The sequence below is a fragment of the Proteus sp. fly-1067 genome (assembly GCF_040139345.1).
In the GTDB taxonomy this organism is placed as follows: Bacteria; Pseudomonadota; Gammaproteobacteria; order Enterobacterales; family Enterobacteriaceae; genus Proteus; species Proteus vulgaris_B.
Map to the genome: position 1 here is coordinate 46,242 of NZ_JBEEUL010000001.1, position 26,987 is coordinate 73,228.

The following is a 26,987-nucleotide window of genomic DNA, read 5'->3' on the forward strand; positions in this document are numbered from 1 at the left end:
TGTATGCTCCTAGCGACTCACTCACTTGTCGCCTAGCTACATCTTGAATTATTTAGAGTATTTACTCGTCATATTTTGAGACACAGCGTTGTTGACTGCGTTTATTCGCACTAGTCACATACTATTGTATGCTCCTAGCGACTCACTCACTTGTCGCCTAGCTACATCTTGAATTATTTAGAGTATTTACTCGTCATATTTTAAGGTGCAGCGTTGTCGACTAGCTACACCTCGAATTATTTAAAGTATCTATTCAATAGAGTATTTATTCTGAATCATTGAGAATAGAAAAGAGATTATTTTCCAGTAGTAATAATATCTTTTAATGCCTCTTCTAATTGTGGGTAACGAAACTCAAAGCCCGCATTAAGTAGTTTTTCAGGGATGGCTTGTTGCCCACCTAATACTAATGTAGCGCTTTCTCCCATTACTAAACGTAATACACTTTCAGGAACTGTCATTAAGGCAGGGCGATTAAACGCTTTTCCTAATAGACGAGTAAATTCTTTATTTTGTACAGGATTAGGTGCTGTTAAGTTAAAGGCACCCTTAGCATCTTGAGTCTTAAGCAAGAAAATAATCGCGCTGATCATGTCATCAATGTGGATCCATGGCATATACTGTTTTCCGCTTCCTAATTTGCCACCTAATCCTAATTTAAAGGGTTTACTCATTTTAGGCAGAGCACCACCTAGTGTTGAAAGCACAATTCCTGTACGTAATAAACAAACACGTGTTAATGGTGTTTGTGCTTCAAGAGCAATGCTTTCCCACTTAGCACAGAGCTCATGTGTAAACTCAGGGTTTGCGGGTGTTTGTTCAGTGACTTGCAAATCACCTTGGTCACCATAAAAGCCAACCGCAGAGCCAGAAATGAAAACAGAAGGAGGAGAGTCGCTGGCTTTAATTAACTCAACCAATTTTTGAGTTAAATCACAACGACTGTTAATGAGTTTTTGCTTTTGAGCGGCTGTCCAACGGTTATCGGCGATGGGTTCTCCAGCAAGATTAATGATCGCATCAAACTCATTAAGATTTTGTTTATCACTGAGTTGAGTCCAACAGGTGATTTCATTACAAAAATGCGAATAGACTTTTTGAGGTGAGCGAGAAAGCACTGTAATATCATTATTAGACAGTGCAAGTTCACACACTAATGCTTTACCAATTAGTCCTGTACCACCTGTGATAAGTATTTTCATCACTATCCTCCTGATCATCTTGCCTAATAAAGAATAAATATCATCCTGACATTATTAATTGCTTTTATTCACCAAAGAGCTTTTTGGCTGCTGGGCGCTGGTTTATCTTATTTAGCCATTTTTCTATCGCAGGGTAATTAGCCAAATCAATATTGTGGTGAGCATGAAGACGGGCCCATGTATATGTGGCAATATCCGCAATGCTGTATTCTTGTCCACCAAGGTAAGGTGATTGTGCTAATCTTTTTTCCAACACGCTATATAGACGCTGTGTTTCTTCAGTATAACGTTTAATTGCATAAGGTACTTTTTCTGTGGCATAGCGAGTGAAATGATGATTCTGTCCTAACATGGGGCCAAAACCTCCCACTTGCCAAAAAAGCCATTGCAGTTGTGTTGTTTTTTCGCGTAAATTTTGGCTAATTAATTTACCATTTTTTTCAGCTAGATAGATAAGAATAGCACCAGACTCAAAAATAGAGAGTGGTTCGCCCCCATCTGCGGGTGAATTATCGACGATGGCAGGAATTTTGTTGTTAGGGGAAATTGCTAAAAACTCAGGCTTAAATTGATCGCCTTTACTGATGTCAATGCGATGTAATTGATAAGATAGGCCTGTTTCTTCAAGAAAAAGTGTTATTTTCTGACCATTTGGGGTATCTGCATAATATAAATCAATCATTGAAAGCTCCAAAGTAAAGTAGGCACGAAATGTTTAGTATAACCACAGTCTGCCTTCTAACATCATAAAAAGCAAAAAAGCGCAAGATAGATAAGACAAGTCTCGTATGATTATTGTAGTGGTGAAAAATAGTGATTTTGGTATATTCAGGATAAAAATTACGATCGTTTAGTATCGGTTAAAAAAGGTTTGTTGAGGATGGAACAAGAAAAGACGGCATTGGTTGAGTGGGTTGATATTGTTGATGATAAAAATGAAGTCGTTGCACAAGCAACACGTCAACAAATGCGAGCTGAAAACCTACGACATAGAGCAACGTATATTGTTGTTCATGATGGGATGGGCAAAATTTTGGCGCAACGTAGAACAGAAACAAAAGATTTTTATCCTGGCTGGTTAGATGCCACAGCAGGTGGTGTTGTCCAACAAGGTGAAAATTTACTGGAAAGTGCGCGCCGTGAAGCAGAAGAAGAACTCGGCATTGCGGGGGTTCCTTTCGCTGAACACGGACAATTTTATTATGATGATAAAAGCTGTCGTGTCTGGGGAAGTCTATTTAGTTGTGTTTCTCATGGGCCTTTTGCTCTGCAAGCAGAAGAAATCGAGGAAGTGTGCTGGTTAACTCCCTCTGAAATCACAGAGCGTTGTGATGAATTTACGCCGGATTCACTAAAAGCGCTTTCTCTTTGGCTAACACGTAATAACAGTACACGCTTAGAAACTCGAGAAACCGTCGATTAAGGGGTACTTTGCCCTATTTCAAAGCGATAAGCATAGTTGATAACGGTATCTTCGAATATAGCGTTATCATCTTCGTCTTTTAAGCGTTGTAAAAGGGCGATAAGGTGTTTTCCTGCCTCTTTTCCCATTTTGTGATAATCAAAGCGAATTGACGTGAGAGATGGGGATATCTGATCACTATTATCAGAGCCTTCCAAACAGGCAATGGCCAGATCTTGAGGGATCTTAATTAATCGTCTTTGACACTCAAAAATCATTCCTAATGCAATGCTCTCATGACTACAAATAACGGCATCTAATTCAGGTTGACGCAATAAAATCTCTGTTAAAGCCTGTCTACCATAAGCCATAGAAGCAGGATCGGGGGTTGTAACGCTTTGTTCGGCATTTAAATAATATTTGAGTAGGGCTCGTGACCAACCTGTAATTTGCTGATGGTGTAAACGCTGTCCTTGTAAAGCGCCAATATAGCCAATGCAACGTCTTCCTTGAGTGACTAAATGACTAGTTAAATCATATGCAGCTTGTTCATAAGAGCAATCAATACTAATGGCAGCCTGCTCATCGGATTGACTCGCAACACTGACAACAGGCACGTTGGCATTACTAATATTTAAAAAATGAGTGGGACTGAGTTGTGAGCCAAAGACAACTAATGCGGCAGGATTGCTTTGTAATAGCATATTAATCACATCACTGGCTTTATGCGGTTGATGCTCATAACAACCAACGAGAATTTGATATTGATGGCGATTTAATATTTGCTGTAAAGATTGCATAAAATCAGCACTGGCTTTATCTGTAAAAGAGGGTAACAGTACTGCAATAATATGACTTTGAGCCGAAGCTAACGCACCTGCCGAGGCATTAGGAATATAACCAAGTTCTTCTACGGCTTGATTAACTTTCTCTCTTAATTTATCAGAGACCAACTCCGGGGTTCGTAATGCACGCGAAACAGTCATTGAACCGACTCCAGCGTGTTTAGCGACATCTTGTAATGTGACGCGACCTGTATTTCGGCGCTTACGTGTTTTGATCATGTGTGATTATGCTTGCTTAGCCTATTTTATTAACCGCAGATCCTACCTGAAATCTTTCCATTATGCTGAAACAATACAGTGTCAATTGTTGGCATTTTCTGCAATTAACATTTTATTAAAATGATAGCGCTATCACAATTACGAATGATCTATCTAGATAGCGCTACCATTAATGATTACTATCCTTAATAACAAAGCTCAAAGAGAGTCTTATTGAGGTTACAAAGATGCTTAAAACATTATTAACACCTGATGTGGTGCAAGTAGTTCCAAGCGTTAGTGATTGGCGAGAAGCCGTTAAAGTGGCGTGTCAGCCATTAGTTGATAAAGGGTGCGTTGAACCTCGTTATATCGATGCTATTTATAAATCACATGAAAAAATAGGGCCGTATTATGTTTTAGGCCCTGGTATTGCGATGCCTCATGCTCGTCCTGAAGATGGTGTTAATCAACTTTCTCTTGCATTAACGATTGTTGAGCAAGGTGTGGAATTTGGTGCTGATGAAAACGATCCGGTGAAATTACTGATTGTTTTAGCTGCAACAGATAACGATAGCCATATTAATGCCATTATGAAATTAGCCGAACTTTTTGATAACGATAAAGATATTCAAACGTTATTTAATGCGAAAAGCAAAGCGGATGTATTAGCAGTTATCAACAACTATTAATGACAATTTAAAATTACCAAGGGGAATACCATGAAAATTACAGTTGTGTGTGGAAATGGTTTAGGCAGTAGCTTAATGATGGAAATGAGTATCAAAAGTATTTTAAAAGATCTCGCTGTCAATGCAGAAGTGGATCACGTTGATTTGGGTTCAGCAAAAGGTACGCCAAGTGATATCTATGTTGGAACTCGTGATATTGCAGAGCAACTTAGTGCTCAAGCTGTAAATGGAAGAGTCGTTTCACTGGATAATATGATTGATAAAGTCGCGATGAAAGAAAAGCTTTCTGTCGCATTACGTGAATTAGGCGCGTTATAAGGAGCCTATCATGGACTTTTTCCGCTTTCTAATGAGTGATGTGCTTTCAGAGCCTTCTATTTTAGTGGGTTTGATCGCATTGATTGGCTTAATCGCCCAGAAAAAACCAGTTACAGAATGTATTAAAGGCACGGTAAAAACCATTATGGGTTTTGTGATTTTAGGTGCTGGTGCAGGTCTTGTCATTAACTCACTGGGTGATTTCTCAACGATTTTCCAACATGCATTTGGTATTCAAGGTGTTGTGCCTAATAACGAGGCAATTGTCTCTATTGCACAAAAAAGCTTTGGTAAAGAAATGGCTCTGATTATGTTCTTTGCCATGTTGATTAATATCTTAATTGCTCGTTTAACGCCGTGGAAATTTATTTTCTTAACGGGTCACCATACATTATTTATGTCAATGATGGTGGCAGTTATTCTGGCAACAGCAGGCTTAGAAGGCGCTGTATTAGTTGCGGTAGGTTCATTCGTTGTTGGGGTTTCAATGGTGTTTTTCCCAGCCATTGCGCACCCTTATATGAAAAAAATTACCGGTTCTGATGACGTTGCATTAGGGCATTTCTCAACTATCTCTTATGTCGTTGCCGGTTTTATCGGAAGTAAATTTGGTAATAAAGAGCATTCAACTGAAGAGATGAATGTGCCTAAAAGTTTACTCTTTTTACGTGATACACCCGTTGCCATTGCTTTCACCATGGGCATTATCTTTATCATTACCTGTTTATTTGCGGGCGATACATTTGTTCGTGAAGTCAGTGGTGGTAAAAACTGGTTTATGTTCTCATTAATGCAATCCATTACCTTTGCCGCAGGTGTTTATATTATCCTGCAAGGTGTGCGTATGGTTATTGCTGAGATTGTTCCTGCCTTTAAAGGTATTTCAGATAAGTTAGTGCCTAATGCAAAACCTGCTTTAGACTGCCCAGTTGTATTCCCTTATGCACCCAATGCGGTATTAGTAGGTTTTTTAAGTAGCTTTGCAGCGGGTGTTATCGGTATGTTCATTCTGTATGCTTTAGATTGGACAGTAATAATTCCTGGTGTGGTTCCTCACTTCTTTGTGGGTGCAACAGCAGGGGTATTTGGTAATGCGACCGGTGGGCGTCGTGGTGCGATTTTAGGCGCATTCGTTCAAGGTTTATTAATCACATTCTTACCTGTGTTCCTATTACCAGTACTTGGTGATATCGGTATTGCTAACACTACATTTAGTGATGCAGACTTCGGTGTTATCGGTATTCTGTTAGGTATTATTGTTCGTTGATTGTTTTAAGAATTAAGATACATAAACGCCTCATTGAGATTAATTCACTGAGGCGTTTTTTTATATGAATTTATATGTTTATTTTATGAATAACGATGCTATTATCCTGAGTGAATATTCACGATGTGTATATTTTCGTACCTAATTAATTATAAAAATAGGTTTAACATCACAATCACTAAGGAAAAAGAAGATGTCTTTTGGTATTCGATATCTTGCGTTGTTACCACTTTTTGTTATCACTGCTTGCCAACAACCTGTTAATCACAACCCACCAGTAACACAAACTGCTCAAGTTCAACCTGCTATCGTGAATAATTCATGGATTGAGATCTCACGAAGTGCGCTTGATTTTAATGTGAAAAAAGTCCAATCACTGTTAGGTGATAAATCCTCACTTTGTGCCGTTTTAAAAGGGGATGCATACGGCCATGATTTATCATTAGTTGCACCTGTTATGATTGAAAATGAGGTGCAATGTATCGGTGTTACTAATAATCAAGAATTCAAAACAGTACGTGATCTTGGGTTTCAAGGTCGTTTAATGCGTGTGCGTAATGCGACAGAGCAAGAAATGGCTCAGGCGACAAGCTATAACGTAGAAGAATTAATTGGTAACTTAGATATGGCTAAGAGATTAGATGCCATTGCTAAACAGCAAAATAAAGTGATCCCTATTCATTTAGCCTTAAATTCAGGTGGAATGTCTCGTAATGGATTAGAAGTGAATAACAATGCGGGGCTTGAAGAGGCGAAGCAAATTGCTCAATTAGCTAACCTTAAAGTGGTTGGTATTATGTCTCATTATCCTGAAGAAGATGCTGATAAAGTAAGAGAAGATCTTGCTCGTTTTAAACAGCAATCCCAAAAAGTATTGGATGTTACTGGGCTAAATCGTAAAGATGTCACTCTGCATATGGCAAATACGTTTGCCACAATTACCGTACCTGAATCATGGCTAGATATGGTACGTGTAGGCGGAATTTTCTATGGCGATACCATCGCAAGTACAGATTACAAACGCGTAATGACGTTTAAATCGAATATTGCTTCAATCAATTATTATCCTAAAGGTAATACTGTTGGTTATGACCGTACTTACACACTAAAACGTGACTCGGTATTAGCTAATATTCCTGTTGGTTATGCAGATGGCTATCGTCGGGTTTTTAGTAATGCAGGACATGCATTAATTGGTGGCCAACGTGTACCTGTTTTAGGCAAAACGTCAATGAATACGGTGATTGTTGATATTACAGATCTTAAAAATATCAACTCAGGGGATGAAGTTGTATTCTTTGGTAAGCAAGGCAATAGCGAAATTACAGCGGAAGAAGTTGAGGATATTAGTGGCGCACTGTTTACAGAAATGTCGATTTTATGGGGTGCGACCAATCAACGGGTATTAGTGGATTAAAGTAGGGTGCTTGTAACCACAAAACGCAACAACCTGTTATGAGAAATTGTGGGGGAAAATTCCCCCACAAAGCTATTTATCGCAAGATAAAGTCGCTTGAACTACTGTATGAGCACTACGAATATTGAAAGAGCATAATCTTTCATGCCTAAGTAATGATAAACACAGTACTGTCACACAGACAGCAATCAGCCCCATCAGGGCAAATTTAGCCATTTCTCTTGACACTCCTTTATAAAGGAGACAGAATCAAGTTGTTGAGGTCTTGAGACTGCCTCGAATTTTAATAAAATAGAATTCGGGGCTTTCGTCTTTTTGGCGCTCGCAAATGCTTGAACCAAAATGATCCAAGCACCCACCAGCATACTAACAGAAACGCATCTCATTCCTATCTTTTTTGAATAAAAATAGTATGAATATATTAGTTAAAACAATGCATTAGTTGATTTTGTTATTGTGAAAACAAAAGTAAAAGAGAGGGAGCGAGGTGTGGATTACTCATTTGTATATTGTAAGTCATTAAAGTAGGGTGCTTGTGATCACCAATCTCAACAACTTTTGAGAGAAATTGTGGGGGAAAATTCCCCCACAAAGCTATTTATCGCAAGATAAAGTCGCTTGAACTACTGTATGACCACTACGAATATTGAAAGAGCATAATCTTTCATGTCTAAGTAATGATAAACACAGTGCTGTCATGCAGACAGCAATCAGCCCTATCAGGGCAAATTTAGTCATTTCTCTTGACACTCCTTTTTAAAGGAGACAGAATCAAGTTGTTGAGTTATTGAGACTGCCTCGGATTTTAATAAAATAGAATTCGGGGCTTTCGTCTTTTTGGCGCTCGCAAATGCTTGAACCAAAATGATCCAAGCACCCACCAGCATACTAACAGAAACGCATCTCATTCCTATCTTTTTTTGAATAAAATGGGTTCATATAAATAATTAAAATCAATGTGTTAGTTGTTTTTATAATGGTGGTTATATGTAGTATTATCTCTTGATTGACCTTGTCAAAAAAGACCGCAGTCAAGTTGTTGAGCGTTGAGGTAGCTTCTCATTTTAATCAATGAAAAGATTGACAGAATAAAAAAACGCCAGATGAAATCAATCATCTGGCGTTTGTCTATTTTGAAGCGAAGTTCAATAATTATGCGTTTTCTTGTTGGCTTGCTTGAATCGCTGTCAACGCAACGGTGTAGACGATATCATCGACTAATGCACCACGAGAAAGGTCATTCACTGGTTTACGCATACCTTGTAACATTGGTCCGATTGAAACCAAGTCAGCTGAACGTTGTACCGCTTTGTAAGTGGTATTACCGGTGTTCAGATCAGGGAAGATAAACACAGTCGCTTTACCTGCAACAGGTGAATTTGGCGCTTTAGATTTAGCAACGTCAGCCATAACAGCCGCGTCGTATTGTAAAGGACCATCAATTATCAGATCAGGGCGTTTTTCTTGTGCTAAACGTGTCGCTTCGCGCACTTTTTCTACATCGCTACCAGCACCAGAATTACCCGTAGAATAAGAAATCATTGCAACGCGAGGGTCGATACCGAATGCAATGGCAGAATCAGCGGATTGGATTGCAATTTCAGCCAGTTGTTCAGCCGTTGGATCTGGATTAATTGCACAGTCACCATAAACATAAACTTGTTCAGGTAACAGCATAAAGAACACAGAAGACACTAATGAGCTACCAGGTGCAGTTTTGATTAACTGTAGTGGTGGGCGAATAGTGTTAGCGGTTGTATGAACAGCACCAGAAACAAGACCGTCTACTTCGCCTTTTTCTAGCATTAATGTGCCGAGAACCACGTTATCTTCTAACTGTTCACGAGCAACAACTTCTGTCATACCTTTATTTTTGCGCAGTTCAACTAAACGAGGTACGTAAATTTCACGAACTTCTTTCGGATTGACTAATTCAATACCGGTGCCTAATTCAACGCCTTGTGCTGTAGCTACACGACGAATTTCTTCAGGATCACCTAACAGCACGCAAGTTGCGATACCACGATCAGCACAAATTGCTGCCGCTTTAACGGTACGTGGTTCATCACCTTCAGGTAAAACGATACGTTTTTTCGCTTTACGTGCTAATTCTGTTAATTGATAACGGAACGCTGGTGGTGATAGACGGTTAGGACGTTCAGAGTTTGCTGTCAGTGAATCAATCCATTGTGTATTGATGTGTTGAGCAACGTAGTTCTGAATTTTTTCAATACGCTCATGGTCATCAGCAGGCACTTCTAAGCTAAAGCTTTGCAGATTTAAAGAGGTCTGCCAAGTGTTCGCATTAACCATAAAGATTGGTAAGCCAGTCTCAAATGCACGTTCACAAAGTTGTTTGATTGGTGCATCAATTTGGTAACCACCTGTTAGTAGGATTGCACCAATTTCAACGCCATTCATTGCTGCAAGGCACGCTGAAACTAATACATCAGGGCGATCCGCTGAGGTGACTAACAGTGAGCCTGGGCGGAAGTGCTCTAACATATGGGGAATGCTACGTGCACAGAAAGTGACAGATTTAATACGACGGGTTTCAATATCGCCTTTATTGACGACAGTCGCATTTAAGTGTTTTGCCATATCTGTTGCACGGGTAGCGATTAAATCGAAGTTCCATGGAATGCAACCCAGCAAAGGCAGTGGGCTATTTTTTTCAATGGTTTTTAAATCGACATTGGAGATAATCGCTTTACTTGAATCATCAAAGATTTCAGATAAGTCAGGGCGGGTACGGCCTTGATCATCAACAGGTGCATTTAGTTTGTTAACAATAACGCCTGTGATATTTTGGTTTTTTACACCGCCAAATTCAGCACGCGCAAATTCGATACGCTCTTTTAGCTGTTCAACCGTGTTGTTACCTAATGCAGTAACGAAAACAATTTCAGCACCTAATGTTTTTGCAATTTCATAGTTTAATGATTGTGCAAAAGGGTGCTTACGCATAGGTACCAGACCTTCGATGAGAATAACTTCAGCATCAGCGGTGTTTTCATGGTATCTAGCAACAATTTCTTCCATCAGAACATCTTTTTGGTTCGAGCTGAGCAGAGACTCAACATAATCCATATTTAAAGGTTCTGATGATTGAATAGTGGAGTGAGAGCGGATAATCGCAGTTGTCTGATCTAATGCGCCTTTTACACGAGGTTGTGCAATAGGTTTGAACACGCTAAGGCGAACGCCTTTTTGTTCCATAGAACGGATAACACCCAAGCTGACGCTGGTTAAACCTACGCGTGTATCAGTTGGGACTAACATAATTGTACGGGACACGGAAACCTCTTTAAATATCGGTTGCTCGTTATGTAAAACAGTACTGCCAGCATGACACTGGCAGCACATCAAAGAACTTAAGCGGTCAGGCGACTTGCGTCCTGAGCGATAACTAACTCTTCGTTAGTTGGGATAACAACAGCAAGGCGGCTGTTATCGGTAGTGATAGTGCCTGATTTACCGAAACGTGCATCTAGGTTACGCTGATGGTCAACTTCAAAACCTAATAGAGCCAGTTTTTTCAGAGATAATTCACGTACCATTGCTGCGTTTTCACCGATGCCACCAGTAAAGATAATAGCATCTAAACGACCTTCCATCAGTGCACAGTAAGAACCGATGTATTTCGCTAAACGATGGCAATAAACGTCCATGGCACGTTTAGCATCTGCTTTAGTTTCGTAGTTATCTTCAACATAACGGCAGTCACTAGTGACTTCAGTTAAACCTAATAAGCCAGATTCTTTAGTTAGCAGTTTATTAATGTCATCAACGCTCATACCTAAAGTATCATGTAAATGGAATACGATAGCAGGGTCGATATCACCACTACGTGTACCCATCACTAAACCTTCTAATGGAGTCAGACCCATAGAAGTATCAACACATTTACCGTTAACGATAGCAGAAACAGAACCACCATTGCCTAAGTGGCAAGTGATTACATTCAGTTCATCAACAGGTTTGTTTAACATTTTAGCAGCTTCACGGGAAACGAAGAAATGGCTAGTTCCGTGAGCACCGTAACGACGGATGCTGTGATCTTTATATAAGCTGTATGGCAGTGCATACAGATAAGCTTCTTCTGGCATTGTTTGGTGGAATGCAGTGTCAAATACCGCAACCATTTTTTCAATTAAATGAGGGAATGCTTTACGCGCTTCTTCAATACCAATAAGGTGAGCTGGGTTATGTAATGGAGCAAATGGGATAGCAGCTTCAATACCTTTGATAACTTCGTCAGTGATCACGACAGATTTAGTGAATTTCTCACCACCGTGAACAATACGGTGACCAATTGAAGCAATTTGTGCAGACAGTTCTGGTTTTTCAGCCAGAATAGTATTTACGATAAAGTTTAATGCTTCGCTATGAGCAGCACCTGCGCCTAACGCAGCTTCATGTTTTTGGCCATCCATTTTCCACTTCAGGCGGGCTTCAGGAAGGTTGAAGCATTCAGCCAAACCTGAAAGGAATTCTTCACCATTTTCTGGGTTGATAATTGCAAATTTAAGAGAAGAACTACCGCAGTTCAGTACCAGCACCAGCTTACTTGACATGGAATTACCTATTTATCTTGTTGTCGTAGTGTCTTTTATATTATAAAGACGGTGGTTAATAAAACGTCAATCATAAAAGCCTATCGCATTACTATGATGACATTAATGACGCGCATCATGCTTAAAGTAAAAACTTGATGCTAATTATAGTTGCCAATCATTAATTGGACGATTTTTATTCACCCATTAGCTTTTCGCGTTAAAATCGTCGAAAAGGGTTGAAAATCACGCCGGCAAACAAAATATAGCGCTTTATTGCCACAAACCTTTAGAATGGGCACAGGATACAGAGTAAAGGCAACAAAGACAAAATATACTTAATTCTACTAAAAGATTTTTATTCTTTATAGATATTTTTTAAAAGTTACAGAAGAAATTGATTGAGGTCATTATGAGCGAACCGACAGTGACTCCTCCCGGCTTTTTTAAGAAGCTTCGTTTGGGTAATGAGTATTTAAAAACCTGGCCGGTTGAAAAGCAATTAGCCCCCGTATTCCCTGAAAATCGCATTGTCAAAGCAACGCGATTTGGTATTCGCTATATGCCGCCGATTGCCATTTTTACGATGACTTGGCAAATTGCTTTAGGAGGGAGTTTAGGGCCTGCAATTACAACGGCGTTATTTGCCTGTAGCCTGCCAATGCAAGGGTTATGGTGGTTAGGTAAGCGTGCCGCAACACCTCTTCCTGGCACATTATTACGCTGGTTTTATGAGATACGTGAGAAATTTGAAGAAGCCGGTATTGCTTTAGCACCTGTTGAACAAACGCCAACTTACCTTTCTCTAGCACATTTATTAAAACGGGCTTTTAAGCAACTTGATCGCTCTTTTCTTGATGATGTGTAGAACATTTGTTCTACCTTCGTCATTTGCCATTATTGTCCTTAGAATTACCCCATTGAGATCAAAAAACGCGTAGTTAACACTACTCAATACTTTTGATTAATGTCATGCTCTCCTCAATGATTTCTTTGGAGAATTAATGATGGAAATGACACACGCACAACGCTTGATCCTCTCTAATCAATATAAAATGATGACTATGATGGATCCTGATAACGCTGAACGTTATCGTCGCTATCAGACAATCATTGAACGCGGTTACGGGTTACAATTACGTGAACTAGACCGTGATTTTGATGAAATGTCTGAGGAGACTTGCCGTACCATTATTAACGTCATGGAAATGTACCATGCACTGCAAGTTTCTCGCGATAATTTAAAAGATCAAGAAATGCCAGATGCTCGTCGTGTCGCATTTATTGGCTTTGATGCGGCGACAGAATCCCGCTATCTTAGTTATGTGCGTTTTATGGTGAATACAGAAGGGCGCTATACGCATTTTGATAGTGGTAGTCATGGTTTCAACTCACAAACACCAATGTGGGAGAAATACCAAAGAATGCTGGCTGTTTGGTTAGCCTGCCCTCGGCAATATCACCTTAGCGCCGTTGAAATCCAACAAATTCTTAATGCGTAATACGTAACGCATCATTCTAAGGTAGGCATAAATTATGGCGATCACATGTAAAGGTTTTCTGTTTGATTTAGATGGAACATTAGTTGATTCATTACCCGTTGTTGAATATTGTTGGGCGTTATTTGGTGAACGCGTTGGCGTATCAACACAAGAGATTAATGACTATATCCACGGAAAGCCTGCTATTGAGTCGATTCGCCATTTTATGCCTAATGCTACAGAACAAGAGATAACAGATACTTTTCGCTGGTTAGAAAAATTAGAATCAACACAAACCGAAGGTTTAGCACCTCTTCCTGGGGCCATTGAGTTAATCAATCACCTTAATGAATTAGATATTCCTTGGGCAATAGTGACTTCTGGTACCGTACCAATCGCATCAACACGCCAATCGGTCACGGGGATCCCTGAGCCTAAACATTGGGTGACGGCTGAATGTATTAGTAAAGGTAAGCCTGATCCTGAACCTTATCTTTTAGGCGCAAAAAAATTAGGTTTATTGCCTCAAGAGTGTGTAGTTTTTGAAGATGCAGCAGCTGGTATTTACTCTGGTTTAGATGCAGGATGTCAAGTCATTGCTGTACATGCTCCTTTATCCCTTCCTCGCCGTAATGAGATTCATTTAATTATTGATTCTTTAAATGATATTCAAATCGAGAAGCAAGCTGAAAAAGTGATAATAACGCACAAAAGATAGTCTTTTCTTTGATCATACTAGAAGACTTATTGATGTAAAAATGGTCTACTTATCAATGTAGTGAATTGATGTCTTAACCTGTTTTCACTTATTGCTGATCGAGGCCATTTTGAATAGCGAATTATTATGGGTTTTAAGCCTGCTATTGATAGCTATTGTCCTTTTTACGACCAATAAAATCCGCATGGATGTGGTCGCTTTACTTGTCATCATCGCATTCGTTCTTAGCGGTACACTTACATTAAATGAAGCTACAGTAGGATTTAGTGATCCTAACGTATTACTAATTGCTGCCCTTTTTGTTATTGGAGAAGGGTTAGTGAGAACAGGTGTGGCTTATCAAATGGGGGACTGGCTTGTACGTGTCGCGGGTAGCAGTGAAGTTAAAATGCTTGTGCTATTAATGATATGTGTTGCAAGTTTGGGGGCTTTCATGAGCTCAACAGGAGTGGTAGCTATCTTTATTCCTGTTGTGTTGAGTGTTGCCGCTCGCATGAAAACATCACCAGGCCGTTTAATGATGCCACTAGGTTTTGCGGGCCTTATCAGTGGATTAATGACCTTAGTGGCGACTCCACCTAATATGGTTGTTAACAGTGAATTAGTCAGAGAAGGATTGCCAAGTTTTCAATTTTTCTCCATTACACCTATTGGTATTGCTGTATTGTTTGCCGGTATTCTATATATGCTGGTGGTACGTCGTTGGTTAGGAAATAACGATAATGGTAAGCAAAAAGAGGCTTATCGTCGTACTTTCCGTGATCTTATTCGTGATTATCAATTAGCAGGACGTGCTCGTCGTTTAGCTATTCGTAAAGGTTCCCCACTTATAGGTCATTCACTTGATGAATTGCACCTACGTTCTCGTTATGGTGCAAACGTTGTTGGTATTGAACGCTGGAGGCGGTTTCGGCGCGTGATGGTCAGCGCAACAGGGGGCACTGAATTAAGAGAGCGTGATGTTTTATTGGTAGATATGTCTGCCAGTGATGTTGATTTGCGCGAATTTTGCCGTGAACAGATGTTAGAGCCGATGGTATTACGTGGAGAATATTTCTCTGAACAGTCACGTGATGTAGGCCTTGCTGAAGTATCCATGAATCCAGATTCAGAGTTATTAGGCAAATCATTAAGAGAGATAAAATTCCGTACTCGCTACGGGTTAAACGTTGTTGCTATTCGCCGAGAAGGTAATGCGTTGCCGGGTAAAATTGTTGATGAACCATTACGCCTCGGTGATGTGCTGTTGGTTATTGGTGATTGGAAACTTATTCGTGTTTTATCGACTAAACCACGTAATTTCATCGTGTTAAATTTAGCTGCAGAAATTGAAACTGTTGCGCCAGCCTCATCACAAGCACCTCATGCATTATTTTCGTTAGCATTAATGGTAGCGTTAATGGTGACAAATGAAGTACCCAACTTTATTGCAGCACTTATTGCTTGTTTATTAATGGGTAAATTCCGTTGTATTGATATGGAAAGTGCCTATCGTTCTATCCATTGGCCAAGTATTATTTTGATTGTAGGTATGATGCCATTTGCCGCTGCATTACAAAAAACAGGTGGTATTGAGCTTATTGTGAATGGTTTAATGGATGTCGCGGGTAGTGCTGGTCCTCAAGTGATGTTGGTGTGTTTATTTATACTTTGTGCATCAATTGGGTTATTTATTTCCAATACGGCAACGGCGGTATTAATGGCACCAATTGCTATAGCTGCGGCTAACCAAATGAATGTTTCTCCACTACCATTTGCAATGGTGATAGGTGTTGCAGCATCCGCAGCATTTATGACGCCAGTTTCATCGCCTGTTAATACGCTGATCCTGGAACCGGGTGGCTATAAGTTTGCCGACTTTATGAAGATTGGTGTGCCATTTACGGTTATTGTGATGTTGATTAGTGTCTTCCTGATCCCGCTATTATTCCCATTCTAATTATCAATATTTTTGTTTTGCTGAAACGCTGTTTGTTAATTAATAGACAGCGTTTTTTATTTATTGTGCGATGTTTTTTATTTGATGTATGCGATATATCTATGAATGTGTGTTTTCTGAAAATCTTTCTTAGAAAAAAAAGTATAGTCATATTATTGATCTGAAAATAATTTAATAAGAGAGATATATAATGTGTATAAATTCAATAAGCACCCCAAACAACATTTTGATTCAGAATGATAAAAATACTCAAGATGACAAGAGAATAAGCACTATATCAAACAATAGTAGAGAGTTTAAAACTAATGGCAATAATCATACATCAAAAGGAAGTAACAAAGTATTAAGTAATAAAATAAAAAAGATAATAATAGAAAAAAATAGCCAGGGTAAATCAACAGCAAGAGTAAATAATAAAAACATTATTTTTTCTAGTGAACATAATAAAAATTTGACTCAAAGTGTTAGCGATGATCTAAAACAGATAAAACAGGCTATTTCTACACGTCGTACTGTTTTTAAAGGATTGATCGCGAATAATTTGATGAATAATAAAGAAAGTGTGGGGAATGAGATATTATCAAAGTATAATAATTTTACTTCATTAGCACCTGAGTTTCATGATAAAGCATCAAAAGCAATGACTAATTTTTCTATTTCATTAGAATTAAACAATGCAGATGAGGCAATAATTTTTTCTATATTAGAAAATAATAATAAGAATGATTCTGTTGAGTATGTAAAGGATTATTTAAATGAGAAATACCAAGAATATATAGACGCTGAAAAAAATAAGTTGAATATCACTAATAGAGCAAAAAATATATTAAAAATAATGGGGTCAAATAAATTTGATAAAAAAATAGAAGGTCTTTTTGAACTTGTTAATGATTTTAAAAATAAAAATATTGTTAGAAATAAAAGTGATTTAAATACACATGATATTTTTCAAGGAATTGCTGAACACTATCTTAATGACAATAATATTCATGTTAATTTAGAACAAGCCGAAAATATTATTGAAAAAATGATCAAAGATAAAGGTTTAGAGTTTGCTGCTACATTAAACGCAGAAAAACGATTAGAGACAGTTAATTCGGCAATTGACCAAACATTAGATTATATGAAAGCACTAAGACTTAATGAAAATAAAAATGATATAATAATGCTTGCTATGGGAAAAACAAAAAGTATCAATAGAAGTAATGTATTTATTAGAGGTATGAAAGGAATAAGAAATCTAGTTATTGGTAAAGATAATAGCAAAATTGATAGGCTAAATAAATTAACAGAAGGTTTGATCGTAAGTTTTGAATCCAATACATTGAAGTTTTTAGCAGAAAATATAAAGGAAATGGAAAATATACAAGGTATGAATGATAAGGATATTAATCCTGATAAAAACGATGTAAAAAATGAAGATTGATTTATATCATTAAATTACAGTATCAACTTTAAAGTGAGTGATTATTATCACTCACTAATTTCATCAAGCGATAAACTAAACCCTGGTACAAACACCTTCATAAAATAGTCCATCTCCGGGCTGTGTCTTTCTGCTAGGGTCTTTTCTAACCGATTTTTAGCCAGATTAAATTCGCTATTGCCTGCGGCTAACTCTTCAAGACATTTTAAATAAGCGCACAGACTATCTGCTTGCTTAACAATAAAGGTTTCTTCTTCACTATGTAATTGTTCATCGATCAGCGGACGAAAATCATCTTGTAACTCTTCAGGTAGCATTTCAATTAATTTTTGCTGTGCATATTTTTCTATTTTTTTATATTCATGGGCAATTTGCGGATTGTGATATTTAATGGGGGTTGGCATATCGCCGGTGATCACTTCGCTGGCATCATGATACATCGCTTGTAATGCGATACGCTCAGCATTGACATTACCATCAAACTTACGATTTTTAATCACCGCTAAAGCATGGGCGACAAAAGCGACTTGTAAACTGTGCTCAGAAACATTTTCTTGGCGAATATTACGCATTAAAGGCCAACGAGTAATGAGTTTCAAGCGAGAAAGGTGGGCAAAAAAGTAACTCATAATATCTCCCAATTGTGTGATTGAAGACATTATTGTGAGTGGATAATTAACAGATGTAAACGCCAATAAAAAAGAAAATAAAAAAACGCAATATAACGGGTTGTTATACTGCGTTTTCTCTAATAGAAGACAATTTTATTGGTGATAACCCACAATAAAGCGTCCAAATTTTTGAATTGCCATATCTAAATCATCTTCACGGGGAAGGGTGACGATGCGGAAATGGTCTGGGTATGGCCAGTTAAAGGCAGTACCTTGTACCAGTAAAACTTTTTCTTGCAGTAATAAATCAAGGATCATCTTCTGATCGTCTTTAATACTGTAGCGATTAAGGTCTATTTTAGGGAACATATATAATGCACCCATAGGTTTAACGCAAGACACACCAGGAATTTGATTGATCAGTTCCCAAGCGCGATTGCGTTGTTCATATAAGCGACCACCCGGTAGAATAAATTCGCTAATACTTTGATAACCACCTAATGCAGTTTGAATAGCGTGTTGCATCGGAACGTTGGCGCATAATCGCATGGAAGCCAGCATATTTAAGCCTTCAATGTAGCTTTTAGCATGCTTTTTAGGGCCGTTTAATACCATCCAACCTTGGCGGAAACCCGCAACGCGATAGGTTTTTGATAAGCCATTAAAGGTGACTGTTAATAAGTCAGGTGCCATCGCTGCAATAGAATGGTGTTCCGCATCATCATAGAGAATTTTATCGTAGATTTCGTCGGCAAAGATAATTAGGTCATGTTGACGAGCTATTTCAACGATTTCCATCAAAATATCTTTGCTATATACCGCACCAGTTGGATTGTTTGGATTAATAATAACAATACCACGGGTATTTTTTGTAATTTTGCTACGAATATCATCGAGATCAGGGAACCAGCCTTGCTGTTCATCACACATATAATGAACTGCGTTTCCTCCAGAAAGGGAAACGGCAGCTGTCCATAAAGGATAATCTGGAGCGGGCACTAGCATTTCATCGCCATTATTTAATAAGGCTTGCATTGCTTGCACGATTAACTCAGAAACACCATTACCAATATAGATGTCTTCAACAGTGACGTCACGCATGTCACGAGCTTGATAATGCTGCATGATAGCTTTACGTGCAGAGAACAGTCCTTTTGAATCACTATAGCCCTGTGAGCTTGGTAGATTACGAATAACATCTACTAAAATTTCATCAGGTGCTTCAAAGCCAAAAGGTGCCGGGTTACCAATATTGAGTTTTAAAACTTTATTACCTTCTTCTTCCAGACGTTTTGCTTCTTGCAAAACCGGACCTCTAATGTCGTAACAGACATGTTCGAGTTTGTTTGATTTTTTAATTTGATTCATAGCGCGTTTACCTAATAGGGTCTGACGTGTATCTCTACTGTGGTGACTTAGCGACATTTATCGCCAATTGCTATTCATATAGAAAGATACAAATGAAAAGGCTGCCCCAGCAAATAACTGTTCTATCACTCTACTCTTACGTTACAAACTTTTGAAGATGCTAGGTAATTTTTGGTGTAAAAGGTCAGTTTATTCTTAGAATGTTATTTTGATGACTGATTGTGTGGTTTATGGCGGGTTTATATTTCAGTTTTGATAATAATTCTGGATTATTATTCTAGTGAATAAGGGCTTTTTAGTGTGGTGATCAGAAATAAGTTGATGTGATACATAGATAGATGGGATGTTGCATAATCAATTATTGAATAATTTTATCGGATTTGTATTATCTGACTTAATATATTAAATTTTCAAATAATATGGTTAAATCTACTTTATTCTATAGCAATCAATCGGTTTAAGTATAAATTAAATTTAAATCTTAAATTTAATTTATAGGGGAAGATACTTAAATTGGAATGCATAGTTAAGATAATTTAAATTATTTTCAAAATGTTAAAATTTATGTACGAGAAAACAATATAGTATGATCCAAGTCTAACTTGTGATGATGGTATGCAGTTCTTTCTTGTGAATGCTTGAAATGATAATAAAATTTAATTTGTTACAAAAAGATGCAATTCCTTTCTATCTAGGAGGTGTAAACGATAAGAAACAAATGTAAAGTATTCGGTATGTCTTTGCTCTCCTTTTCAGAGTAGAGTACTGTCTAATTAGAAGTCTTTTTTAGACTTTTGATAAAAAAACACCAGGTATATGTAATTTAAAAATCAAAAATAAGTGAAGAATAAACAATGATTAATGCAAATCGTCCGATAATGAATCTCGACCTCGATCTGCTTAGAACGTTTGTAGCTGTAGCAGATTTAAACACGTTTGCAGCCGCAGCTGCTGCTGTATGTCGAACCCAGTCAGCTGTTAGTCAGCAGATGCAACGTTTAGAGCAATTGGTGGGCAGAGAGCTTTTCGCCCGCCATGGTCGTAATAAGTTACTTACAGAGCATGGCCTTCAATTATTAGGTTATGCTCGTCAAATTTTACGTGCGAATGATGATGCAACTGCGTCATTAACGTATAGCGATGCAGAAGGGGAGCTACGTATTGGTGCCTCTGACGACTCTGTTGATACTTTATTGCCTTTTTTATTAAACCGTATCGCGTCAGTATATCCACGTTTAGCGGTTGATGTACGCATTAAACGTTCTCAATATATTGAAGCAATGCTAGATAATCATGAAATTGATTTAGCATTAACAACAGCCCGTATTGGTCATCACCCGCGTACAGCGTTACGCACCGCACCTGTGTTATGGCACTGTGCGCCTGATTTCCAAATACAAATGAATGAGCCTATCCCTTTAGTTGTGATGGATGAAACAAACCCATTCCGTCAATTAGCAACGAACACACTAGATGATGCAGGCATTCAATGGCGTATTGCGTATGAAGCGGCTTCTTTATCTGCTGTTCGTGCGGCCGTAAATGCAGAAGTGGGTATTACTGCGCGTCCACTTGAAATGCAAAATGCCGATTTACGTATTTTAGGCGAAAGTGAAGGTTTACCGCGTTTACCTGAAACACAATATTGGTTATATCGTAACTTTGATGAACAAAATGAAGCGGTGTTAACAGTGTTCAATGCAATTGAAAACAAGAAAACACCTTATACCGTCACTGCACCTGAAGATATTAGCTCGACTGAGCTGGAATAATCACATTAATCGTTGTGTAGATATTGAGTGTTAAAACACAAAAATTAAAGATTAAAAAAATAGTCAAATAAGACTAAATAGTGATGAATAATGATAAACGGGAATAGATGCAATTAAGCGCATTTATTTCCGTTTTTTTATTGTCATATTTGGATATAGTAACATTGTGTTAATATTTATGTTGATTTATGTATTCATCTTTGTGACATTTCATTCTATAACCGCCTTAACTGCTTGTAAAAAAAATGTTTACCTTCCCCCTTGGTTAATCACTTGTAGGATTTGTTAACAAATAAAAAGATTGTCTAGGTTTTTAGAGAATAAAAACACAAATCAAAACGGATATTTGACCTCCTCCACAATATTGGAAAGTTAATTTGTTAAAATTTGGATAAATTTTAAACTGATTAAGTATTTTTTCGACTATTTTGTGAGTTTGATCAAGAAAATAAGGCACATTTGCCTGTGTTGAGTCAGGTTTTTCCTGAGATACTGGTGTAGTAAAATCGAATTATCGGTTAGACTAAGCGTGTTAGTAAAAATTTTGTAGATTGACTGACACGTTTTAGCATTAGCCAGTAATTGGGTGTTAAAAATGAGTGTTAAATTTGTTAAATCGCGATAGAAAACAGTGTGATTTATTACAAAGTTTTCTAAAAAATAAGAAAGGTATAAATAGACTGTTATTAGTTGTTTAATTAGCAAGTCTGTTTAATACGCCTTTTTTTTCGTAATTAGAAATGTGGTGTAAACCGCCGGATAAGAGTTGGTTAATTGACACCACCTTTGATGAGTAAGCAATGAGTATGTCTACAACCACCGAAGTTATCGCCCATCATTGGGCATTTGCTGTCTTCCTCATAGGCGCATTGGGGTTATGTTCGCTCATGTTGTTGGGCGCCCGCTATTTAGGCGGACGCGCACAGGCAAGGGCAAAGCATGTTCCTTATGAATCTGGTCTTGATTCTGTTGGTAGCGCTCGTCTGCGCATGTCGGCTAAATTCTATTTAGTTGCCATGTTTTTCGTTATTTTCGATGTTGAAGCATTGTTTCTTTATGCCTGGGCTGTTTCCGTTCGTGAAGTCGGCTGGTTAGGCTTTATTGAAGCATCAGTCTTCATCGCTATTTTATTAGCTGGATTATTCTATTTGGTTCGCATAGGTGCATTAGATTGGACGCCTATTCGCTCTCGCCGTGAAACTGCGAGTAAAAGCCATGTTCGATTAACCAGCGGCAAACATCCGCAGCAGTAATAAGCGAGGCATTAGAAATGGATTATACCCTCACCCGCATAGATCCGAACGGTGAGAATGACCGTTATCCCCTGCAAACACAGGAAATTGTCAGTGACCCATTAGATGCTCACGTTCATCGCAGCGTGTATATGGGAAAACTGGAACATGCGTTGCATGACGTTGTGAACTGGGGACGGAAAAACTCTTTATGGCCATATAACTTTGGTCTTTCTTGTTGTTACGTTGAAATGGTGACGTCATTTACAGCAGTACATGACGTGGCTCGTTTTGGTTCCGAAGTCTTACGTGCATCCCCTCGTCAAGCAGACTTTATGGTGGTTGCAGGTACGTGCTTTACGAAAATGGCACCTGTTATTCAGCGTTTATATGATCAGATGTTAGAACCTAAATGGGTTATCTCTATGGGTGCATGTGCTAACTCTGGTGGTATGTATGACATCTATTCCGTAGTGCAAGGTGTGGATAAGTTCATTCCAGTTGATGTGTATATTCCTGGATGTCCGCCACGCCCTGAAGCTTATATGCAAGCATTAATGTTATTACAAGAGTCCATTGGTAAAGAACGTCGCCCATTATCGTGGGTTGTCGGCGACCAAGGTGTTTACCGTGCCAATATGCAATCAGAACGAGAAAGAAAACACGGTGAGCGTATCGCAGTCAAAAATCTGCGTACTCCTGACGAAATTTAAAGGCTTTTGCCTAAGACGTAACCAGAGCAATGTGTTGCGATCATAGTAACCCTGATCAAAGTTGTGGTGAATAGAAATGACCGATCAGATAGCGCAAAAAAGCGCTCGGCCAGCGTGGGAAACGACCGATCATATTGATGATCAGGTGGTTAATGAACTGCGTCAGAAATTCGGGCCAGATGCGTTTACGTTCCAGCCTACTCGTACTGGCATGCCAGTTGTTTGGGTTAAACGGGAACAACTTATTGAGGTAATGCAATACCTCAAATCTTTACCAAAACCTTATGTCATGCTGTTTGATATGCATGGTTTTGATGAGCGTCTTCGTACGCACCGTCAAGGCTTGCCAGCAGCAGACTTTTCCGTTTTCTATCATCTGATATCAATCGATCGTAATAAAGATATTATGTTGAAAGTCGCATTAAGTGAAAATGATCTTAATGTTCCGACTATCACATCTCTCTTTCCTAACTCGAATTGGTATGAGCGTGAAGTCTGGGATATGTTTGGGATTGTCTTTAATGGGCACCCGAACTTACGCCGTATAATGATGCTTCCTGATTGGGAAGGTCATCCACTGCGTAAAGATTATCCTGCTCGTGCGACAGAGTTCGATCCTTATGTGCTGACAAAGCAGAAACAGGATCTGGAAATGGAATCGCTGACATTTAAACCTGAAGAGTGGGGGATGAAACGCGGTACTGAGAATGAGGACTTTATGTTCTTAAACCTCGGCCCTAATCATCCATCTTCTCACGGTGCATTCCGTATTATTCTTCAGCTTGATGGCGAGGAAATCGTCGACTGTGTACCCGATGTGGGTTATCACCACCGTGGTGCTGAAAAAATGGGTGAGCGCCAATCTTGGCACAGCTATATCCCATATACAGATCGAATCGAATACCTTGGCGGATGCGTTAACGAAATGCCTTATGTACTTGCAGTCGAAAAACTTGCGGGTATCGAAGTGCCTGAACGTGTTAAAGTCATTCGTGTCATGCTGTCTGAGCTATTTCGTATTAATAGCCACTTACTGTATATCAGTACCTTTATCCAAGACGTTGGTGCAATGACACCAGTGTTCTTCGCCTTTACTGATCGTCAAAAAGTCTACAACATTGTTGAAGCGATTACGGGATTCCGTATGCACCCCGCATGGTTCCGTATTGGCGGTGTTGCTCATGACTTGCCTCGCGGTTGGGAACGTTTATTACGTGAATTCTTAGATTGGATGCCAAAACGTCTAGATTCTTACGTAAAAGCAGCGTTGCAAAACAGTATTTTGAAAGGTCGTACTATCGGTGTTGCCTCATATAACTCGAAAGAAGCGTTAGAGTGGGGGGTCACAGGTGCGGGTCTTCGTGCAACAGGCGTTGAGTTTGACGTGCGTAAATGGCGTCCATATTCAGGTTATGAAAACTTTGAATTTGAAATTCCGGTCGCAAGTAATGGTGACTGTTACGATCGCGTAATGCTGAAAGTAGAAGAGTTACGCCAGAGTTTACGCATTTTGGAACAGTGCTATAAAAATATGCCAGAAGGGCCATTTAAAGCAGACCATCCACTGACAACGCCTCCACCAAAAGAGCGCACATTACAGCATATCGAAACTATGATTAACCATTTCTTACAGGTTTCATGGGGCCCGGTTATGCCTGCTAATGAATCATTCCAGATGGTTGAAGCCACTAAAGGGATCAACAGCTATTACTTAACCAGTGATGGCAGCACAATGAGCTACCGTACACGTATTCGTACGCCTAGTTTTGCTCACCTGCAACAAATCCCAGCGGTTATCCGCGGTAGCTTGGTTTCTGACTTGATTGTGTATCTGGGAAGTATTGATTTTGTAATGTCGGATGTGGATCGTTAATCATGCAAAATGGATTAAACCAAAAAGATGACGCAGTGCAGATTGAAATTGTTGATGTCACGCATTCAAAGAAAGCGACGTTTGTATTAACTGAAGAAGAACGCGCTGAAATTGAACAAGAAAAACATCACTACGAAGATCCGCGAGCTGCATCTATAGAAGCACTGAAAATTGTGCAAAAGAACCGTGGATGGGTGGAAGACGGCGCGATCTATGCGATTGCGGATGTGCTTGGGATACCAGCTAGCGATGTTGAAGGCGTTGCTACGTTTTATAGCCAAATTTTCCGTCAACCCGTTGGTCGTCACATTATTCGTTTTTGTGACAGCGTGGTTTGTCATATTACAGGTTATCAAGGCATTCAAGCAGCAATTGAAAAGCATCTTAATATCATCCCTGGTCAAACAACACCAGATGGTCGCTTTACATTACTGCCAACCTGCTGTTTAGGTAATTGTGATAAAGGTCCTACCATGATGGTAGATGACGATACTCACAGCTTTGTTAAACCTGAAGAGATTGAAACGTTACTGGAGCAGTATCCATGACAGCAATTTCAGGAGCAAAACCGATTATCCGTAGCGCAGAAACGCACCCGCTAACGTGGCGCTTACGTGATGATCGTCAGCCTGTATGGCTGGATGAATACCGTGCTAAAAACGGTTATAAAGCGGCAGAAAAAGCATTAAAAGGCATGTCACCGACTGAAGTCACAACGGAAGTCAAAGATGCTGGCCTAAAAGGTCGTGGTGGTGCTGGATTCTCAACGGGCTTGAAATGGAGCCTGATGCCAAAAGATGAAAGCATGAATATCCGTTACATCCTTTGTAATGCAGATGAAATGGAGCCGGGAACATATAAAGACCGTCTCTTAATGGAAGAGCTTCCACATCTGTTAATTGAAGGGATGATTATCGGTGCTCACGCACTAAAAGCTTATCGTGGTTATATTTTCCTTCGCGGCGAATATATTGAAGCGGCGAAGCATTTACGCCATGCGATTGAGGAAGCAAAAGCAGCAGGTTTCCTTGGTAAAAATATCTTCGGTTCAGGGGTTGATTTTGAGCTGTTTGTTCATACAGGTGCTGGTCGTTACATCTGTGGTGAAGAAACGGCATTAATCAACTCTTTAGAAGGTCGTCGTGCTAACCCGCGTTCTAAACCGCCATTTCCTGCAACATCAGGTGCATGGGGTAAACCAACTTGTGTCAATAACGTTGAAACACTGTGTAACGTGCCCGCGATTATTGAGCATGGTAAAGATTGGTATATCGGCTTAAGTGAAGGCAAAAGCCCAGATGCGGGTACTAAATTAATGGGATTCTCTGGCCGCGTGAAGTATCCGGGCTTATGGGAATTACCATTTGGTACAACAGCGCGTGAGATCCTTGAAGATTACGCTGGTGGAATGCGTGATGGCCTCAAATTGAAAGCGTGGCAACCAGGTGGTGCTGGCACTGACTTTCTAACGGAAGATCACCTCGATCTTCCAATGGATTTTGGCACGATTGCAAAAGCAGGTAGCCGTTTAGGCACAGCGCTTGCGATGGCAGTAGATAATGAAATTAATATGGTTTCATTAACTCGCAACTTAGAAGAATTCTTTGCGCGTGAATCTTGTGGCTGGTGTACACCTTGTCGTGATGGCCTGCCATGGAGTGTCGAAATCTTACGTGCGATAGAAAATGGTAAAGGTCGTCCTGGTGATATCGAAACCCTTGAGCATTTATGTCGTTCTTTAAGTCCAGGACACACATTCTGTGCTCACGCACCGGGTGCTGTAGAACCTTTACAAAGCGCCATTAAATATTTCCGTGAAGAATTTGAAGCGGGCATTATTCAAGAAGATTATACCAATGCCAACTTAATCAGAGGTATTCAGCCTAACTTGCTGAAAAGCCGCTGGTAATTTTTCACGACACATTCTAGGTTTAACGCCTGCTGCGCAGGCCTTTGG

The 26,987-nt window shown here is 39.2% G+C and carries 25 protein-coding genes; 16 read left to right on the forward strand and 9 right to left on the reverse strand.

What is annotated here, in order from left to right; translation table 11 throughout:
* Nucleotides 1-296 precede the first annotated feature (296 nt).
* Entirely contained in the window at nucleotides 297-1,202 is a 906-nt protein-coding gene (locus ABN217_RS00205; protein WP_349458941.1) for a TIGR01777 family oxidoreductase, read from the reverse strand.
* A 64-nt stretch (nucleotides 1,203-1,266) separates the two neighbouring features.
* Nucleotides 1,267-1,884: a glutathione binding-like protein gene (locus tag ABN217_RS00210; protein WP_349458942.1), complete on the reverse strand. Its 618-nt coding sequence runs from the start codon at nucleotides 1,882-1,884 to the stop codon at nucleotides 1,267-1,269.
* Nucleotides 1,885-2,082: 198 nt separating this feature from the next.
* On the opposite strand from ABN217_RS00210, the gene yfcD reads away from it, so the two are divergent.
* Nucleotides 2,083-2,625 (forward strand): NUDIX hydrolase YfcD, encoded by a 543-nt coding sequence (gene yfcD / locus ABN217_RS00215; RefSeq protein ID WP_072068625.1) that lies wholly within the window; start codon nucleotides 2,083-2,085, stop codon nucleotides 2,623-2,625.
* Here the strand turns inward: yfcD and ABN217_RS00220 are convergent.
* Complete coding sequence (locus ABN217_RS00220; protein WP_115350033.1) at nucleotides 2,622-3,668, reverse strand: LacI family DNA-binding transcriptional regulator; 1,047 nt, start codon at nucleotides 3,666-3,668, stop codon at nucleotides 2,622-2,624. The two genes, yfcD and ABN217_RS00220, sit on opposite strands and share 4 nt — an antisense overlap.
* 227 nt (nucleotides 3,669-3,895) lie before the next feature.
* On the opposite strand from ABN217_RS00220, the gene ABN217_RS00225 reads away from it, so the two are divergent.
* From ABN217_RS00225 to alr, 4 genes are all read left to right on the forward strand, one after another.
* Nucleotides 3,896-4,339: a PTS sugar transporter subunit IIA gene (locus ABN217_RS00225; RefSeq protein ID WP_072068623.1), complete on the forward strand. Its 444-nt coding sequence runs from the start codon at nucleotides 3,896-3,898 to the stop codon at nucleotides 4,337-4,339.
* Nucleotides 4,340-4,369: 30 nt separating this feature from the next.
* Nucleotides 4,370-4,657: a PTS sugar transporter subunit IIB gene (locus ABN217_RS00230; RefSeq protein WP_072068622.1), complete on the forward strand. Its 288-nt coding sequence runs from the start codon at nucleotides 4,370-4,372 to the stop codon at nucleotides 4,655-4,657.
* A 10-nt stretch (nucleotides 4,658-4,667) separates the two neighbouring features.
* Complete coding sequence (gene ulaA / locus ABN217_RS00235; RefSeq protein WP_072068621.1) at nucleotides 4,668-5,924, forward strand: PTS ascorbate transporter subunit IIC; 1,257 nt, start codon at nucleotides 4,668-4,670, stop codon at nucleotides 5,922-5,924.
* 193 nt (nucleotides 5,925-6,117) lie between these two features.
* On the forward strand, nucleotides 6,118-7,341 hold the full coding sequence (alr, locus tag ABN217_RS00240) for an alanine racemase (protein ID WP_072068620.1): 1,224 nt from the start codon (nucleotides 6,118-6,120) through the stop codon (nucleotides 7,339-7,341).
* A gap of 72 nt (nucleotides 7,342-7,413) precedes the next feature.
* Here the strand turns inward: alr and ABN217_RS00245 are convergent, their stop codons facing one another.
* The 4 genes from ABN217_RS00245 to ackA form a co-directional block, all read right to left on the reverse strand.
* Nucleotides 7,414-7,557, reverse strand: coding sequence for a type I toxin-antitoxin system Hok/Gef family toxin (locus tag ABN217_RS00245; protein WP_349458943.1), 144 nt, complete (start codon nucleotides 7,555-7,557; stop codon nucleotides 7,414-7,416).
* Between the two features lie 378 nt (nucleotides 7,558-7,935).
* Nucleotides 7,936-8,079, reverse strand: coding sequence for a Hok/Gef family protein (locus tag ABN217_RS00250; RefSeq protein WP_071788551.1), 144 nt, complete (start codon nucleotides 8,077-8,079; stop codon nucleotides 7,936-7,938).
* A gap of 414 nt (nucleotides 8,080-8,493) precedes the next feature.
* Nucleotides 8,494-10,638 carry a phosphate acetyltransferase gene (gene pta / locus ABN217_RS00255; RefSeq protein WP_072068618.1) on the reverse strand — a complete coding sequence of 715 codons (2,145 nt, stop codon included), beginning with the start codon at nucleotides 10,636-10,638 and terminating at the stop codon, nucleotides 8,494-8,496.
* A gap of 77 nt (nucleotides 10,639-10,715) precedes the next feature.
* Nucleotides 10,716-11,918, reverse strand: coding sequence for an acetate kinase (gene ackA / locus ABN217_RS00260; RefSeq protein ID WP_072068617.1), 1,203 nt, complete (start codon nucleotides 11,916-11,918; stop codon nucleotides 10,716-10,718).
* 391 nt (nucleotides 11,919-12,309) lie between these two features.
* Here ackA and yfbV point away from each other — a divergent pair, with 391 nt between their 5' ends.
* The 5 genes from yfbV (at nucleotide 12,310) to ABN217_RS00285 (ending at nucleotide 17,461) form a co-directional block, all read left to right on the forward strand.
* Nucleotides 12,310-12,765, forward strand: coding sequence for a terminus macrodomain insulation protein YfbV (gene yfbV, locus ABN217_RS00265; protein ID WP_072068616.1), 456 nt, complete (start codon nucleotides 12,310-12,312; stop codon nucleotides 12,763-12,765).
* Nucleotides 12,766-12,904: 139 nt separating this feature from the next.
* Complete coding sequence (locus tag ABN217_RS00270) at nucleotides 12,905-13,399, forward strand: YfbU family protein (RefSeq protein WP_072068750.1); 495 nt, start codon at nucleotides 12,905-12,907, stop codon at nucleotides 13,397-13,399.
* A gap of 34 nt (nucleotides 13,400-13,433) precedes the next feature.
* Nucleotides 13,434-14,096 carry a sugar phosphatase gene (locus ABN217_RS00275; protein ID WP_349458944.1) on the forward strand — a complete coding sequence of 221 codons (663 nt, stop codon included), beginning with the start codon at nucleotides 13,434-13,436 and terminating at the stop codon, nucleotides 14,094-14,096.
* A 109-nt stretch (nucleotides 14,097-14,205) separates the two neighbouring features.
* The gene (locus tag ABN217_RS00280) at nucleotides 14,206-16,035 is read left to right on the forward strand and encodes an SLC13 family permease (RefSeq protein ID WP_349458946.1); all 1,830 of its coding nucleotides are present in this window, start codon (nucleotides 14,206-14,208) and stop codon (nucleotides 16,033-16,035) included.
* Between the two features lie 190 nt (nucleotides 16,036-16,225).
* Nucleotides 16,226-17,461: a hypothetical protein gene (locus tag ABN217_RS00285; protein WP_197269019.1), complete on the forward strand. Its 1,236-nt coding sequence runs from the start codon at nucleotides 16,226-16,228 to the stop codon at nucleotides 17,459-17,461.
* Between the two features lie 47 nt (nucleotides 17,462-17,508).
* Here ABN217_RS00285 and yfbR read toward each other — a convergent pair whose 3' ends face one another.
* Nucleotides 17,509-18,090: a 5'-deoxynucleotidase gene (yfbR, locus tag ABN217_RS00290; RefSeq protein WP_049203494.1), complete on the reverse strand. Its 582-nt coding sequence runs from the start codon at nucleotides 18,088-18,090 to the stop codon at nucleotides 17,509-17,511.
* Nucleotides 18,091-18,225: 135 nt separating this feature from the next.
* The gene (locus ABN217_RS00295) at nucleotides 18,226-19,440 is read right to left on the reverse strand and encodes a pyridoxal phosphate-dependent aminotransferase (RefSeq protein WP_072068611.1); all 1,215 of its coding nucleotides are present in this window, start codon (nucleotides 19,438-19,440) and stop codon (nucleotides 18,226-18,228) included.
* 854 nt (nucleotides 19,441-20,294) lie between these two features.
* Between ABN217_RS00295 and hexA the strand changes: the two genes are divergently transcribed.
* From hexA to nuoF, 6 genes are all read left to right on the forward strand, one after another.
* A complete protein-coding gene (gene hexA / locus ABN217_RS00300; protein ID WP_072068610.1) occupies nucleotides 20,295-21,212 on the forward strand; it encodes a transcriptional regulator HexA in 918 nt (305 codons plus the stop codon).
* A gap of 800 nt (nucleotides 21,213-22,012) precedes the next feature.
* Nucleotides 22,013-22,465 carry an NADH-quinone oxidoreductase subunit A gene (locus tag ABN217_RS00305; protein ID WP_072068609.1) on the forward strand — a complete coding sequence of 151 codons (453 nt, stop codon included), beginning with the start codon at nucleotides 22,013-22,015 and terminating at the stop codon, nucleotides 22,463-22,465.
* A gap of 17 nt (nucleotides 22,466-22,482) precedes the next feature.
* Nucleotides 22,483-23,157 carry a NuoB/complex I 20 kDa subunit family protein gene (locus ABN217_RS00310; RefSeq protein ID WP_072068608.1) on the forward strand — a complete coding sequence of 225 codons (675 nt, stop codon included), beginning with the start codon at nucleotides 22,483-22,485 and terminating at the stop codon, nucleotides 23,155-23,157.
* A 76-nt stretch (nucleotides 23,158-23,233) separates the two neighbouring features.
* The gene (gene nuoC / locus ABN217_RS00315) at nucleotides 23,234-25,030 is read left to right on the forward strand and encodes an NADH-quinone oxidoreductase subunit C/D (RefSeq protein WP_072068607.1); all 1,797 of its coding nucleotides are present in this window, start codon (nucleotides 23,234-23,236) and stop codon (nucleotides 25,028-25,030) included.
* Between the two features lie 2 nt (nucleotides 25,031-25,032).
* Nucleotides 25,033-25,578 carry an NADH-quinone oxidoreductase subunit NuoE gene (gene nuoE / locus ABN217_RS00320; RefSeq protein ID WP_349458947.1) on the forward strand — a complete coding sequence of 182 codons (546 nt, stop codon included), beginning with the start codon at nucleotides 25,033-25,035 and terminating at the stop codon, nucleotides 25,576-25,578.
* The gene (gene nuoF, locus ABN217_RS00325; RefSeq protein WP_072068606.1) at nucleotides 25,575-26,939 is read left to right on the forward strand and encodes an NADH-quinone oxidoreductase subunit NuoF; all 1,365 of its coding nucleotides are present in this window, start codon (nucleotides 25,575-25,577) and stop codon (nucleotides 26,937-26,939) included. Before nuoE ends, nuoF begins: the two co-directional genes overlap by 4 nt.
* Nucleotides 26,940-26,987 lie beyond the last annotated feature (48 nt).

Excerpts from the sequence above, each read along its gene's own strand:
- ABN217_RS00205 (WP_349458941.1), bottom strand. The coding sequence starts at position 1,202 with ATGAAAATACTTATCACAGGTGGTACAGGACTAATTGGTAAAGCATTA.
- ABN217_RS00210 (WP_349458942.1), bottom strand. The coding sequence starts at position 1,884 with ATGATTGATTTATATTATGCAGATACCCCAAATGGTCAGAAAATAACA.
- yfcD (WP_072068625.1), top strand. The coding sequence starts at position 2,083 with ATGGAACAAGAAAAGACGGCATTGGTTGAGTGGGTTGATATTGTTGAT.
- ABN217_RS00220 (WP_115350033.1), bottom strand. The coding sequence starts at position 3,668 with ATGATCAAAACACGTAAGCGCCGAAATACAGGTCGCGTCACATTACAA.
- ABN217_RS00225 (WP_072068623.1), top strand. The coding sequence starts at position 3,896 with ATGCTTAAAACATTATTAACACCTGATGTGGTGCAAGTAGTTCCAAGC.
- ABN217_RS00230 (WP_072068622.1), top strand. The coding sequence starts at position 4,370 with ATGAAAATTACAGTTGTGTGTGGAAATGGTTTAGGCAGTAGCTTAATG.
- ulaA (WP_072068621.1), top strand. The coding sequence starts at position 4,668 with ATGGACTTTTTCCGCTTTCTAATGAGTGATGTGCTTTCAGAGCCTTCT.
- alr (WP_072068620.1), top strand. The coding sequence starts at position 6,118 with ATGTCTTTTGGTATTCGATATCTTGCGTTGTTACCACTTTTTGTTATC.
- ABN217_RS00245 (WP_349458943.1), bottom strand. The coding sequence starts at position 7,557 with ATGGCTAAATTTGCCCTGATGGGGCTGATTGCTGTCTGTGTGACAGTA.
- ABN217_RS00250 (WP_071788551.1), bottom strand. The coding sequence starts at position 8,079 with ATGACTAAATTTGCCCTGATAGGGCTGATTGCTGTCTGCATGACAGCA.
- ackA (WP_072068617.1), bottom strand. The coding sequence starts at position 11,918 with ATGTCAAGTAAGCTGGTGCTGGTACTGAACTGCGGTAGTTCTTCTCTT.
- yfbV (WP_072068616.1), top strand. The coding sequence starts at position 12,310 with ATGAGCGAACCGACAGTGACTCCTCCCGGCTTTTTTAAGAAGCTTCGT.
- ABN217_RS00270 (WP_072068750.1), top strand. The coding sequence starts at position 12,905 with ATGGAAATGACACACGCACAACGCTTGATCCTCTCTAATCAATATAAA.
- ABN217_RS00275 (WP_349458944.1), top strand. The coding sequence starts at position 13,434 with ATGGCGATCACATGTAAAGGTTTTCTGTTTGATTTAGATGGAACATTA.
- ABN217_RS00285 (WP_197269019.1), top strand. The coding sequence starts at position 16,226 with ATGTGTATAAATTCAATAAGCACCCCAAACAACATTTTGATTCAGAAT.
- yfbR (WP_049203494.1), bottom strand. The coding sequence starts at position 18,090 with ATGAGTTACTTTTTTGCCCACCTTTCTCGCTTGAAACTCATTACTCGT.
- ABN217_RS00295 (WP_072068611.1), bottom strand. The coding sequence starts at position 19,440 with ATGAATCAAATTAAAAAATCAAACAAACTCGAACATGTCTGTTACGAC.
- hexA (WP_072068610.1), top strand. The coding sequence starts at position 20,295 with ATGATTAATGCAAATCGTCCGATAATGAATCTCGACCTCGATCTGCTT.
- ABN217_RS00305 (WP_072068609.1), top strand. The coding sequence starts at position 22,013 with ATGAGTATGTCTACAACCACCGAAGTTATCGCCCATCATTGGGCATTT.
- ABN217_RS00310 (WP_072068608.1), top strand. The coding sequence starts at position 22,483 with ATGGATTATACCCTCACCCGCATAGATCCGAACGGTGAGAATGACCGT.
- nuoC (WP_072068607.1), top strand. The coding sequence starts at position 23,234 with ATGACCGATCAGATAGCGCAAAAAAGCGCTCGGCCAGCGTGGGAAACG.
- nuoE (WP_349458947.1), top strand. The coding sequence starts at position 25,033 with ATGCAAAATGGATTAAACCAAAAAGATGACGCAGTGCAGATTGAAATT.
- nuoF (WP_072068606.1), top strand. The coding sequence starts at position 25,575 with ATGACAGCAATTTCAGGAGCAAAACCGATTATCCGTAGCGCAGAAACG.